The sequence below is a fragment of the Bacillus sp. NPDC057893 genome (assembly GCF_042796455.1).
GTDB lineage: Bacteria > Bacillota > Bacilli > Bacillales > Bacillaceae_G > Bacillus_A.
The window spans coordinates 117,270-130,315 of record NZ_JBHVNG010000003.1 but is presented as its reverse complement, the minus strand read 5'-3'; the positions used below and the strand labels follow the sequence as shown (position 1 = coordinate 130,315).

Sequence of the window (13,046 nt, the reverse complement as noted above, 5' to 3'; positions counted from 1 at the left end):
GTGAGAAATCACGGTCTGTTTTTTTATGTTAAAATTGTTCATCTGTCATGAATGACATGAAATATTTAAAAAAGAGATTGTAATCAAAATCTATAGCAATTCGTTGTTTTGGCCAATTAATAAACGAGGGCGCTCCAACTAAGGAGCGAAAATCACCAATACTCTCTCCGCGGGCATGGGATTCAGACATGACCATGACGGGGGATTCGTGGTAAGTAAACATGGAATTATCAAGAAGGGCTAATATTGGCATTGTGTCATGAAAGGGGCAGCCTTTTAATTGTGGTAAAATTTTTTCGTAATATCCATAGTAGTAATGATCGAATAGAGGTTTGACGAGAGAAGCCTTTCCTTTCGCCTCAATATATTCAGCCATGTCAGGTGTAACGATGGAATACTGCGTTACATTTAACGGGTATATGTACATGTTGGATGCGGATTGTAATACAATGTTAGCCGCGATTGGATCACCATAAAAATTCGCTTCTGATACGGGAGTTACATTACCTGGGTGCAAAAAGGAACCACCCATTACATAATAAGATTTAATTTGCTGCATTAAGTTTTTATATAAAATAAATAAAATAGCTAGGGAAGTGAGTCGCCCTAAACTTACAATGATTAGTTTGTCTTTATACTGCTCGATAAGAGGGATAACTTCAAAGAAATTCTCCATTTCTCCGTTTTGTAACTTTTCATTTGGAATGATTGGTCCTAATCCTTCTTTACCGTGAACATCGGTAAAAAAAGCGGGTGGACATCCATTGAGAGGACGTTCTGAACCACCAAATATTTTTATATCTCTATTTCTTGATTTTTGTTTAAGAAAATGAGCATTTTGTACGGCCATTTCTTTTGGAACATTGCCGTAATCAGCGACAATCCCAACGATGTCAATTTCATCGATAAAGAATGCGAGGAGGAGGGCTATCGTATCGTCGATTCCAGGATCACAAAAAATAAGAACTTTTTTAGACATATGTTCACCACCTATCTTTATATATATATGTGTGCTAGAGAGAAGGCAGAATAAAAATGGAGGGAAGGATTTTATCCCGCATTAACGGGCAGTAAGACTCCCACCTCAAAGTTCGGCACATGCGAGGAAGTTAGGTGGGAGATTAACTGCCCGTAAAAGCCCGATTGGTGAAGGCTAATAATCAGAGGGGGATGGACAACCCCCCTCTGATTAAAGTTTCACTTTATTTTATTGAAATAATAACCATCAAAATTCAGAATATATAAACTTTGTATATTAGGTCAAGGTTTTTGACGTAAATTACATGTGGAAACGCAGTCATATCAAGGGTGTAAGCGTATAATATAGTGGATTTTCGTTGTTGATTTGATAAATTGCAGGTTTTTACAATTTATACTATGATAAGGATATTAACAGAAGATCGTATAAACATGAGGGATGATGAACATGAAACTTACAAAGATTCTTGTCCAAATTGCTGCTCTTTATGTATTGTATATGGTTGGAAATTGGGTGCAAGAAATGTTGAATATTCCGATTCCAGGAAGTTTGATTGGGATGTTCCTTCTACTTGTTTTACTTAGCCTAAAAGTACTTCCAGTGAAATGGTTTGATTTAGGAGCAGAAACACTCGTTGCTATTATGCCGTTTTTATTAATTCCGCCAACGCTTGGCTTAATGAATTACGGTGCTTTTTTTATGAGTAAAGGAATTTCTCTTTTCATTACAGTTGTAGCGAGTACGTTTTTAATTATTATTGTCGCAGGACATACAGGACAATATCTTGCGAATAGAAAGGAAAAAGAGACACAATGAGCAAAATATTAATCGGAATTGGTTGGGTTCTTTTTACGGTGCTATTATATCAATTATCTAAAAAAATCTACAAATTATTTCCAACGCCATTTACCATTCCAATGCTTGTTGCAACAGGATTAATGGCTTTCTTATTTATAGTGCTTGATATACCATATCAAAATTATATGGAAAGTGGTGGTGGCTGGATTGCGAAGCTACTCGGACCAGGTGTTGTAGCATTTGCAATCCCGCTTTATAAACAACGTCATGTTCTGCAAAAATATGTTGTACCAATTGCTGGTGGTGTATTAGTTGGTACAACAGTTGCTATTGCAAGTGATTTCGCTATCGCCACACTTATGGGAACAGATAAAAGCTTAATTTTATCTTCTTTACCAAAATCAGTGACAATGCCAGTTGCGATGAGTGTATCGGAACAAGTTGGTGGTGTCCCGTCCTTAACAGCAGCCTTCGTCGTTATCGCAGGGATTACTGGAACGATTACGGGACCAATTTTATTAAAATGGAGCCGCGTTACAAACTCAGTTGGTAAAGGGATTGGCTTTGGATGTGCTTCTCATATTATGGGTGTTATGAGAGCGATGAAAAATAATGAGCATGAAGGTGTTATTGGATCGGTAACAATGACATTAACAGCAATTTTGACATGTTTGCTCGGACCGTTATTCGCAATGGTGTTTATGTAATAGAAGAAAAGCGAGAGTGACTCTATAGCTCTCGCTTTTCTATAGGATTTATGCTAACATTTAAACTAACTGAATCTTTGTAGGAGGTACGCCAAGTGCATACGTTATTATCAGTTTTACTTATTATTGTATCGATTTTAATGATTGTTATGGTACTTATGCAGTCTAGTAATAGCTCAGGCCTTTCAGGCGCTATTTCAGGTGGTGCAGAGCAATTGTTTGGTAAGCAAAAAGCACGTGGAATTGAAGCGGTATTAAACCGTATTACAGTTGTCTTAGCTGTATTATTCTTCGTACTAACAATTGGTGTTACGTACTTAAATTTATAGAATTAAAAAGAAGAAGCGTTAGCCGATTATGCTAATGGTTCTTCTTTTTTTAATTTGTTATTCGAAAAAAGTTTCTAATTAGATTATAGAATTATAAATATGGTACACTAAGAATAGAAAGAATACGACTAGATTACAGAAGAGAAAGAGGAGAAGTACATGATGAAATTAGCATCTCCAAAACCATTTACATTTGAAGGTGGAGACCGCGCTGTTTTGTTATTACATGGATTCACAGGGAACTCAGCTGACGTACGCATGCTAGGGCGTTTCTTAGAGAAGAAAGGCTATACTTGTCATGCGCCAATTTATAAAGGACACGGCGTACCACCAGAAGAGCTTGTTCATACAGGCCCTGAAGACTGGTGGAAAGATGTAATGAATGCCTACCAGCATTTAAAAGATCAAGGTTACGAGAAAATAGCTGCGGTTGGATTATCATTAGGCGGAGTATTCTCATTAAAACTTGCTTATACATTACCGATTTTAGGTGTTGTACCAATGTGTGCACCGATGTACATTAAAAGTGAAGAAATTATGTACCAAGGTATATTGGCATATGCCCGCGAATATAAAAAGCGTGAGCAAAAATCACCAGAACGAATTGAGCAGGAAATGTTTGAATTTAAACAGACACCAATGAATACATTAAAAGCATTACAGGAGTTGATTCGTGACGTACGCAATAATGTTGATATGATTTATGCTCCAACATTCGTTGTACAAGCACGTCATGATGAGATGATTAATACAGATAGTGCTAACATTATTTATAACGGTGTAGAATCTACGTTAAAAGACATTAAATGGTATGAAGACTCTACGCATGTCATTACACTTGATAAAGAACGTGATGTGCTACATGAGGATGTATATAACTTCTTGGAGCAACTAGATTGGTAAGATCTAGTTGCCTCTTTTTTTCATAAGGGAATTTATTATCCCAATTGGTGTGGGCTAATAATCAGTGGGGAGGGACAAAACTCCACTGATTAAAGTTACACTTTATGAAAGCTGTAAAAAATCATTGGGAGATGATTAAAGTTTCACTTTATACATCCCCCATCTTTCGGATACACTAAATAATATAAGGGTTTAAAGGAGGTATTTCTGCTTGGAAGAAATCATGCAAGAACATATTGATAAGTTGTTATTATTTATGAGGGAAGAAGCGTATAAACCGTTAACGATACAAGAATTAGAATCGGCATTTGGAATCGAAGGCTCTGAGGGCTTTAAAGATTTCGTAAAGGCACTTGTAATGATGGAAGAGAAGGGGCTTGTTATCCGCACACGTAGTAACCGCTACGGTCTTCCAGAAAAAATGAATTTAGTACGCGGTAAATTAATTGGGCACGCACGTGGTTTTGCGTTCGTTGTTCCAGAAGAGAAGAAAACAGGAGATGATGATCTTTTCATCCCGCCTACAGAATTAAATGGCGCACTTCATGGTGATACAGTATTAGCACGTGTTAGCGCGCAATCAAGTGGATCACGCCAAGAAGGCGCGATTGTTCGTATTTTAGAGCGTGGAACGAAAGAATTAGTTGGTACATATACAGAATCGAAGAACTTTGGGTTTGTTATACCTGATAATAAGCGTTGGACAAGTGATATTTTCATCTTGAAAAGCGCATCAATGGGTGCTGTAGAAGGCCATAAAGTAGTTGTGAAAATTACGAGTTATCCAGAGAATCGTTTAAGTGCGGAAGGTGAAGTTATTCAAATTCTAGGTCATAAAAATGACCCAGGGGTAGATATTTTATCTGTTATTCATAAACATCATTTACCTTTAGCGTTCCCTGAAGAGGTGATGGAGCATGCAAACAGTGTACCAGAAACGATTTCAGAAGAAGATATAAAAGATCGCCGTGATTTACGTGATCAAATGATTGTTACAATTGATGGTGCGGATGCGAAAGACTTAGATGACGCTGTTACAGTAACGAAGCTTGAGAACGGTAACCATAAGCTTGGCGTTCATATTGCGGATGTAAGTCATTACGTTCAAGAAGGTTCTCCAATTGATGTTGAAGCAGCGGAGAGAGCAACGAGTGTATATCTTGTAGACCGTGTAATTCCGATGATTCCGCATCGTTTATCTAACGGTATTTGTTCATTAAATCCGAAAGTAGACCGTCTGACACTATCTTGTGAAATGGAAATCAACAATCTAGGTGATGTTGTAAAACACGAGATTTTCCAAAGTGTAATTAAAACGACAGAGCGTATGACGTATGCTGACGTAAGAAGCATTTTAGAAGATGAAGACGAAGCACTAATTGAACGCTACGAGCCGCTAGTACCGATGTTTAAAGAAATGGGGCAGTTAGCACAAATTTTACGTGAAAAACGTATGCGCCGCGGTGCGATTGACTTTGACTTTAAAGAAGCGAAAGTACTAGTAGATGAAGAAGGGAAACCGACTGATGTTGTAATGCGTGATCGTTCTGTATCAGAGAAGTTAATTGAAGAGTTTATGCTTGTTGCGAACGAAACAGTAGCAGAGCACTTCCACTGGATGAACGTACCGTTTATGTACCGTGTCCATGAAGATCCGAAAGAAGATAAGCTTGAGCGTTTCTTCGAGTTTGTAACAAACTTCGGATATGCAGTAAAAGGACGTGCGAATGAAATACATCCTCGTGCGTTGCAACAAATTCTTGAAATGGTTCAAGGTCAGCCGGAAGAAGTAGTCATTTCAACAGTTATGCTTCGTTCTATGAAGCAAGCACGTTATGATTCGGAGAGCTTAGGACATTTCGGTTTATCAACTGAGTTCTACACGCATTTCACATCACCAATTCGTCGTTATCCAGATACGATTGTTCATAGGTTGATTCGTGAATACGTAATTAATGGTAAAGTAGACAACGAAACGCAAGCGAAATGGCGTGAAAACTTACCTGAGATTGCAGAGCACTCTTCTAATATGGAACGTCGTGCTGTTGAAGCAGAGCGTGAAACAGATGAAATGAAAAAAGCAGAGTATATGGTTGATAAGATTGGCGAAGAGTATGACGGTATGATTAGCTCTGTAACAAACTTCGGTTTATTCGTAGAGCTTCCAAATACAATTGAAGGTCTTGTACACGTTAGCTATTTAACAGATGATTACTATCGTTATGACGAAAAACATTTTGCGATGATTGGAGAACGTACAGGTAACGTATTCCGCATCGGTGACGAAATTACAATTCGTGTTATTAACGTAAATAAAGACGAGCGCGCAATCGACTTTGAAATCGTTGGTATGAAAGGCACACCTCGTCGTAAGTTCAAAGATCGTCCAGTTGTGATTGAACAGCCAAGAACAGGCAGAAAGAAACGCGGTGGACGTAGCGAGCGCACTAATGAGCGCGGCACAGGAAGAAAGTTTGATCGTGGTGGACAAGGAAAAGGAAAAGGATCAGCATCTCCATCAGCATCCACATCCGCTAGTCAGCCAGGGAAAAAAGATGGTAACGGTAATGGTAAGAAGAAAAAAGGCTTCTTTGAAAATGTACCAGGATTCAAGAAGAAAAAGAAAAAGCGTAAGTAAGAAAAGAGTGGCTTCGCTTTGATAAAAAGCGAGGCCTTTTTCTTTTTTGTTGTAATCCAGCTGCAGTGGCTAGAATGTTCGGTGGCTTCGCTTCTTCCCGGAGAGGCAAAGAACGCCTCAAGGTCAGAAGCTCCATCCACCTCACATTCTGAGCGAGCCACTTTCGCTTTTTGTTTACATTTGTTACAATGGTAAAAATAGAGGAGGGACGTTATATGCCAAAAGGTACAGGTAAGGTTATTGCACAAAATAAAAAAGCATTTCATGATTATTTCATCGAAGAAACATACGAAGCAGGGCTTGTCCTTCAAGGGACGGAAATTAAGTCGATTCGCGCTGGACGCGTGAACTTGAAAGATGCGTTTGCACGTATACATAATGGTGAAGTATGGGTTCATAATATGCATATTAATACGTACGAGCAAGGGAATCGTTTTAACCATGATCCGCTTCGTACGAGAAAATTACTTCTTCATAAAAAAGAAATTGATAAGCTAGCGGGAGCTGCAAAAGAAACGGGTTACGCATTAGTTCCACTTAGAATCTATTTGAAAAATGGATTTGCAAAAATGGCACTTGGTTTAGCAAAAGGTAAGAAACAATATGATAAACGTCATGATTTAAAAGAGAAAGAAGCGAAACGTGAAATTGCACGCGTGTTCCGTGATCGCCAAAAGATGTAATACAGATATTTACATTTGTAAAACGGCGCGCGTATGATATAATAACTTATGTAAGGTTGTTGTACATTGAAAAACAGCTCTTAGTAGCTATCACGATATTTTCTTCGTATGCTCCATTTTTATCATGGGGACGTTACGGATTCGACAGGGATAGTTCGAGCTTAGGTTGCGAGTCGAGGGGATCGGCCTCGTTAAAACGTCAAAGCCTATAATTGGCAAACAAAACAATCTTTCTTTAGCTGCTTAATTGCACTAAAGGTTCCTCCCTCCATCGTCCATGTGGTAGGGTAAGGGACTCAAACTAAGTGGACTACGCCGGAGTTCGCCGTCTGAGGGCGAAGGAAGAGAACAATCAGACTAGCAACTTGGAAGCCTGTCGATAGGCCGAAGAGTTTGCGAAATGCTAATATATCGACTACACTCGTAGAAGCTTAAGTGCCGATATTTTTGGACGTGGGTTCGACTCCCACCGTCTCCACCAATACATATTTGGTGGTTTTTTTATTTTATATGATATGAACCATAAGTTTGCCGGTTTGGCAAGCTTATGGTTCTTTTTGTTTTGTGGTTTTATAAAATGCTTAAGTTGATGGGGATGGGGCGGGGGCGGTACCCCTGAAACAGAAAGTGAAGAAATAGTTATTGATGATAAGCAGGTAGATACTATAGCTGCCCTTTAATGATTAAATAACATTTATTTAAATCTTCATATATTTTGTGTTTTTATCCATATCTATTGTAAGATTGTATAGAGCTATTCTAATAAGCTGTTATAATGGATTTTTTTAGGAATTTAATATTTATAAATCTTAAATTATTTTTTCGGGATAATTTTTTATCTAACTAAGTTATATTGAAGTAGAGGTGAACCATCGGTGAAGCAGGTGTTGGTAATTAAGAATGAACGGTCTTTTGCAAAGAAAATCGTAAGCGGTCTAACGCAAGAAGGCTATTTCATTTTAAAACTTCACAATGAAAACCAAGGTTTAAATATAATATATGAACAAGATTGGGATATTATCATATTGGATTGGGATTCATTAAGTATATCGGGACCAGAAATTTGCAGACAAATACGACTTGTTAAAACGACACCGATCATTATTGTGACTGACAATATTTCTAGCAAGGATTGTATAGCAGGGCTACAAGCAGGAGCAGATGATTATATAAGAAAACCATTTGTGAAAGAAGAATTAGTAGCAAGGGTTCAAGCAATTTTAAGGAGAAGTGACTGTATCCAGCAAAATGAGACAAACTTTTTTCAGTTTAAAGATCTCTTTGTTGATGCATCTAGCAATATTGTGAAAAAAGGTGGTAAAAATCTTTCGCTTACTAAGCGCGAGTATGATTTACTTGTATTTTTAATTAAGAATAAAAATACAATATTGAGCCGTGAAATGCTTTTGAATCAGGTTTGGGGATATAACGTAGTAGTCAATCCAAATGTAGTAGACTTATATATTGGGTATGTAAGAAAAAAGTTAAAGTGCGAGAAGAAAGAGAGATATATTCAAACGATACATGGCAGAGGCTATTCAATGGTTGAATGATAAAAATAAGATAATAGGTAAAGTACAGTTTGTCATAATAGAAAAAACGAGTAAAACTATTTCATACAGTTTTACTCGTTTTTTCTATTAAACCTGATAATCAAATAGTTTCTGTGAAATATTAAAAGACGGAAACTATAAAAAGAAGATTGCTACCAGGCAATGGATTATGAAAAATTAGCTATTAATGGGCATTTTTTTGCAGTAGAAATCATGGTTTATAAGGTGCCCAATCTATTGATTAGTACGTGTGGGGGATGACTCTGGTGCGCATTAGATGAGACTGTATCTAATTTATGTTTAGTTTTATTAACTCACACCATTCACAAGATTTTCACATAATTAATGACTATACTTATTAACAGGATATTCAAATGAAAATGATTATCAATAGCAATTTAGATGCATAAAGGTTACTATCTAATTTAATCTATGGACGTTATCATTTTCGAACTAAATTACATTATAAGGAGTATACGTATGAAAAAAACTATGCTTTTAAAATTAGTAAGTATTTTAGCAATTTTCACTTTAATGTTAGTAGCTTGCTCAGATTCAAGTAAGGAAACTTCGAAAGCTAATAAAGGTGATAGTAGTGATAAGCCAAAAACAGTTGAAATCACTGATGCACATGGAACTGTTAAAGTCCCTGTAAATCCAAAAAATGTAGTTGCTTTGGATAATAGAACTTTTGAAACTTTAGCTGATTGGGGAATTAAATTAGCGGCTGCTCCAAAGGATGTAATGCCTGCAGATTCAGCATATGTAAAGGATAGTAAAGTTCAAAATATTGGAAATCACCGCGAACCAAATCTTGAAATTATTGCAGCGGCAAACCCTGAACTTGTAATCGTTGGTCAAAGATTTGCTGGCCATTACGAAGAGATCAAAAAATTAGTGCCAAATGCAGCTGTTATTGATCTTAATGTTGATGTTTCTGAGAAAGCTACTAAGCCTGGAGAAAACTTAGTAAAAGGACTTAAAGATTCTACAATTTCTTTAGGAAAAATCTTTGATAAAGATAAAGAAGCTAAAAAATTAGTAGCTGATTTTGATAAATCTATTGAAAATGTAAAATCTGCTTATAATGGAAAAGATAAAGTTATGAGTGTTATCGTTACTGGTGGGAATATTGGTTTTGCTGCTCCTCACTCTGGTCGCGTTTGGGGACCAATGTATGAGATTTTCGGTTGGACTCCAGCACTAGAAGTGTCTAATTCTACTGCAGGTCATAAAGGTGATGACGTTTCTGTTGAAGCTATTGCACAAACAAATCCTGATTGGCTTTTCGTATTAGATCGTGATGCTGCAACATCTGATGCTGCTACTTCAGCTCCTGCTCAGGATGTTATTTCTAAATCACCTGCTCTTCAAAACACAACTGCTGTTTCTAAAAAACAAATTGTTTATGCACCAGCAGATACTTACACAAATGAATCAATTGAGACTTATATAGAGTTGTTTGGAAATATTGCAAAAACTTTAGCTAAGTAGTGTAAAGGAGTACGAAACAGTGTCAAAAAATATGATTTCTAGGGTTGAGAATATTTCTCAACCCCAGTTTTATAATCACAATAAAATATGGACAAAACCTTTTATAATAGCGATTATGATTGTTATAATTTTAGGGATTATATCACTGTTTACTGGAGTTTATGATATACGTGGACAAGAGGACGGAATGGAGATGTTTTTCATAACTCGTGTTCCGAGAACAGTAGCATTAATGCTTACTGGAGCTGCAATGGCGATGGCAGGGCTCGTAATGCAACTCATTACACAGAATCGCTTTGTTGAACCTACTACAACGGGGACTATTGAATGGTCAGGCTTAGGCCTGCTTTTTGTATATTTATTATTTCCTGCCCCGACTTTAGTTCAAAGAATGACTGGTGCAATCATTTTTTCTTTTATAGGAACTATGATTTTCTTTCTATTTTTAAGAAGAGTTAAACTTCGTTCGTCTTTAATTGTCCCGATTATCGGATTGATGCTTGGAGCAGTTATTTCTGCAGTGTCTACTTTTTTGGGACTCCTTTTTCAAATGACGCAAAGTATTGAAACTTGGTTTGTAGGTTCATTTGCTAACATTCAGGTGGGAAGATATGAATATTTATGGCTGATTGTTATCATTACTTTGCTTATTTTTATGTATGCTAATAGATTGACTTTAGCTGGACTAGGAGAAGATGTCGCAACAAGCCTTGGAGTTAATTACAATAGAATTGTTCTTTTTGGGACTGGTCTTATCTCTGTTGCTGTTGGAATTGTTGCAGCTGTTATTGGAAACTTACCTTTCTTGGGATTAATTGTGCCAAATATTGTTTCAATGTTTAGAGGTGATGATCTTAGGAGTAATTTACCTTGGGTATGTGTGATCGGAATGGGGACAATAACTGCCTGTGACATCATTTCTCGAACAATTATAAAGCCGTTTGAAGTACCTGTTTCTTTAATACTTGCAACAGTGGGAGCAGTCGTGTTTATTACTATTTTATTGAGACAAAGAAAACCAAGGAGGCTACGATGATCACATTAGAATATAGAAATAAAGAAAATGTCGAAATCGATTCTAGCCTTCATAATGAAAGTAGATCAGCTAGTGCTTTTCGTTCTAAGAAGGAAGCAAGACGTTATTGGATTTTACTGATAACATTGATTGCTTTAGGTCTCCTTTCTTCATATGGACTTTTAGTTTATAACAATCCAGTTCCGATAGATTCACCTTCTTTTATCCCAGTTGTTAAGAGAAGGATAGTAGCTATTGTTGCTATGATTATTGCTGCAGTTTGTCATAGTTTGTCGACAGTTGCTTTCCAATCTATTACGAATAATAAAATTATTACTCCTTCGCTTTTAGGTTTCGAATCACTGTATTCAGCAATTCAAACGAGTACAATATTCTTCTTTGGTGCTAGTGCATTGATAAATTTTAGTGGAATTGGATCATTTTTATTTCAAGTTGTTGTTATGGTCTTCATGAGTTTGATACTTTATGGATGGTTACTTTCCGGTAAATACGGGAATTTACAACTTATGCTTTTAGTTGGAATTATTATTGGTACCGGGCTAAATTCTGTGTCAACTTTCATGAGAAAACTACTTGCGCCTTCAGAGTTTGATATTTTACAAGCAAGGTTATTTGGTTCTGTTAATCATGCAGATCCTGCATATTTTCCTATTGTAATTCCTATGGTCATAATTGTAGCAGTATTAATTTTGGCTCATTCTAAGAATTTGAATGTTTTGTCACTAGGAAAGGATGTTGCTACTTCTTTTGGGGTTAAATATCAACCTAGTGTAATTTATACGCTTGTATTAGTAGCTATTTTAATGTCCATCTCAACAGCTCTAATTGGGCCACTTACTTTCTACGGCTTTTTAGTAGCAACTTTGAGTTATCAGGCGGCGTCAACTTATGATCATAGATATATTTTTCCAATGGCTTTTGCTATAGGATTTTTGATAATGACGAGTGCATACTTTTTAATGTATCATGTATTCCATGCTCAAGGTGTAGTTTCAGTTATTATCGAATTATTTGGTGGAATAATATTCTTAACTATAGTTTTAAGGAAGAGGGCTTTATGATAAAAATTGATAACGTTAAAAAGTTCTATACTGATAAGGTAAAAATAGGACCTTTAGATATTGAAATACCAAAAGCGGGCTTTACTTCTTTAATTGGACCAAATGGAGCTGGAAAGTCAACGACACTTTTGATGATTGGAAGACTCTTAGATATGGATGAAGGTCAAATTCAGGTAGCGAATATGGATGTTTCTGAATCCAAATCAAAAGACTTAGCAAAAGTTTTGACTATATTGCGACAAGAAAATCATTTTGTAACGAGGCTTACTGTTAGACAACTAGTTGGATTTGGGCGCTTTCCTTATTCAAAGGGAAGGTTAACTAAAGAGGATGAATCTATTATTTCTAAATATATCGATTTCTTGGATTTAACTAATTTAGAGAATAGATATTTAGATGAGCTTTCTGGTGGTCAAAGGCAAAGAGCATATGTAGCGATGGTATTGTGCCAAGAGACTGAATATGTACTTTTGGACGAGCCTCTGAACAACCTTGATGTTGCTCGTTCTGTTCAAATGATGGAGCATTTGAGACGTGCAGCTAATGAATTCGGAAGAACAATTTTGACTGTTATGCATGACATAAATTTTGCTGCTAAATACTCTGATAAAATTTGTGCTATGAAAGATGGACAAATTGCTGCTTTTGGAACAGTAGAAGAGGTTATGGACCCAAAAATTTTGACAGATATTTTTGAAACAAAAATAGAAATTATCAATGGTCCTTATGGGCCAATCGCTGTTTATTAGTTACAAAATGTAAAAAATGATTATGCCAAAAAAACTAATAGAAAATCAAATTATATACGGTAGCTTGCGTAAATTATGCCAGCTACTCTAGTTGAAGTTGCTGTCTGTATTTTATA

Annotated in this window: 12 protein-coding genes and 1 other RNA gene; 12 read left to right on the top strand and 1 reads right to left on the bottom strand. The window is 36.4% G+C overall.

The window, feature by feature from the left end; genetic code table 11:
* Positions 1–28 precede the first annotated feature (28 nt).
* Complete coding sequence (locus ACFVQC_RS16540) at positions 29–979, bottom strand: nucleoside hydrolase (RefSeq protein ID WP_377898716.1); 951 nt, start codon at positions 977–979, stop codon at positions 29–31.
* Between the two features lie 438 nt (positions 980–1,417).
* On the opposite strand from ACFVQC_RS16540, the gene ACFVQC_RS16535 reads away from it, so the two are divergent.
* The 12 genes from ACFVQC_RS16535 (at position 1,418) to ACFVQC_RS16480 (ending at position 12,930) form a co-directional block, all read left to right on the top strand.
* Positions 1,418–1,795 carry a CidA/LrgA family holin-like protein gene (locus tag ACFVQC_RS16535; RefSeq protein ID WP_179117541.1) on the top strand — a complete coding sequence of 126 codons (378 nt, stop codon included), beginning with the start codon at positions 1,418–1,420 and terminating at the stop codon, positions 1,793–1,795.
* A complete protein-coding gene (locus ACFVQC_RS16530) occupies positions 1,792–2,484 on the top strand; it encodes an LrgB family protein (RefSeq protein ID WP_377889838.1) in 693 nt (230 codons plus the stop codon). Before ACFVQC_RS16535 ends, ACFVQC_RS16530 begins: the two co-directional genes overlap by 4 nt.
* Positions 2,485–2,579: 95 nt before the next feature.
* Positions 2,580–2,813 carry a preprotein translocase subunit SecG gene (gene secG, locus ACFVQC_RS16525; protein WP_002144925.1) on the top strand — a complete coding sequence of 78 codons (234 nt, stop codon included), beginning with the start codon at positions 2,580–2,582 and terminating at the stop codon, positions 2,811–2,813.
* A gap of 162 nt (positions 2,814–2,975) precedes the next feature.
* On the top strand, positions 2,976–3,716 hold the full coding sequence (locus ACFVQC_RS16520; RefSeq protein WP_162836430.1) for an alpha/beta hydrolase: 741 nt from the start codon (positions 2,976–2,978) through the stop codon (positions 3,714–3,716).
* A 223-nt stretch (positions 3,717–3,939) separates the two neighbouring features.
* Positions 3,940–6,354: a ribonuclease R gene (gene rnr, locus ACFVQC_RS16515; protein ID WP_377898862.1), complete on the top strand. Its 2,415-nt coding sequence runs from the start codon at positions 3,940–3,942 to the stop codon at positions 6,352–6,354.
* Between the two features lie 215 nt (positions 6,355–6,569).
* Positions 6,570–7,037 carry an SsrA-binding protein gene (gene smpB / locus ACFVQC_RS16510; protein WP_001123917.1) on the top strand — a complete coding sequence of 156 codons (468 nt, stop codon included), beginning with the start codon at positions 6,570–6,572 and terminating at the stop codon, positions 7,035–7,037.
* Positions 7,038–7,163: 126 nt separating this feature from the next.
* Positions 7,164–7,518: a transfer-messenger RNA gene (gene ssrA / locus ACFVQC_RS16505) on the top strand.
* A gap of 394 nt (positions 7,519–7,912) precedes the next feature.
* A complete protein-coding gene (locus tag ACFVQC_RS16500; protein WP_377898715.1) occupies positions 7,913–8,590 on the top strand; it encodes a response regulator transcription factor in 678 nt (225 codons plus the stop codon).
* A 480-nt stretch (positions 8,591–9,070) separates the two neighbouring features.
* Positions 9,071–10,084 (top strand): siderophore ABC transporter substrate-binding protein, encoded by a 1,014-nt coding sequence (locus ACFVQC_RS16495; RefSeq protein WP_002139176.1) that lies wholly within the window; start codon positions 9,071–9,073, stop codon positions 10,082–10,084.
* Positions 10,085–10,103: 19 nt separating this feature from the next.
* Positions 10,104–11,120, top strand: coding sequence for an ABC transporter permease (locus ACFVQC_RS16490; RefSeq protein ID WP_002159921.1), 1,017 nt, complete (start codon positions 10,104–10,106; stop codon positions 11,118–11,120).
* Positions 11,117–12,181: an iron chelate uptake ABC transporter family permease subunit gene (locus tag ACFVQC_RS16485; RefSeq protein WP_002144933.1), complete on the top strand. Its 1,065-nt coding sequence runs from the start codon at positions 11,117–11,119 to the stop codon at positions 12,179–12,181. The genes ACFVQC_RS16490 and ACFVQC_RS16485 overlap by 4 nt, the downstream gene beginning before the upstream one ends.
* Positions 12,178–12,930 (top strand): iron ABC transporter ATP-binding protein, encoded by a 753-nt coding sequence (locus tag ACFVQC_RS16480; RefSeq protein WP_002144935.1) that lies wholly within the window; start codon positions 12,178–12,180, stop codon positions 12,928–12,930. The genes ACFVQC_RS16485 and ACFVQC_RS16480 overlap by 4 nt, the downstream gene beginning before the upstream one ends.
* Positions 12,931–13,046: the final 116 nt, after the last annotated feature.

Bases quoted from the DNA above. Each gene is read 5' to 3' on its own strand.
- ACFVQC_RS16535 (WP_179117541.1), top strand. From the start codon at position 1,418: ATGATGAACATGAAACTTACAAAGATTCTTGTCCAAATTGCTGCTCTT.
- ACFVQC_RS16480 (WP_002144935.1), top strand. From the start codon at position 12,178: ATGATAAAAATTGATAACGTTAAAAAGTTCTATACTGATAAGGTAAAA.
- ACFVQC_RS16485 (WP_002144933.1), top strand. From the start codon at position 11,117: ATGATCACATTAGAATATAGAAATAAAGAAAATGTCGAAATCGATTCT.
- ACFVQC_RS16540 (WP_377898716.1), bottom strand. From the start codon at position 979: ATGTCTAAAAAAGTTCTTATTTTTTGTGATCCTGGAATCGACGATACG.
- rnr (WP_377898862.1), top strand. From the start codon at position 3,940: ATGCAAGAACATATTGATAAGTTGTTATTATTTATGAGGGAAGAAGCG.
- smpB (WP_001123917.1), top strand. From the start codon at position 6,570: ATGCCAAAAGGTACAGGTAAGGTTATTGCACAAAATAAAAAAGCATTT.
- ACFVQC_RS16530 (WP_377889838.1), top strand. From the start codon at position 1,792: ATGAGCAAAATATTAATCGGAATTGGTTGGGTTCTTTTTACGGTGCTA.
- ACFVQC_RS16495 (WP_002139176.1), top strand. From the start codon at position 9,071: ATGAAAAAAACTATGCTTTTAAAATTAGTAAGTATTTTAGCAATTTTC.
- ACFVQC_RS16520 (WP_162836430.1), top strand. From the start codon at position 2,976: ATGAAATTAGCATCTCCAAAACCATTTACATTTGAAGGTGGAGACCGC.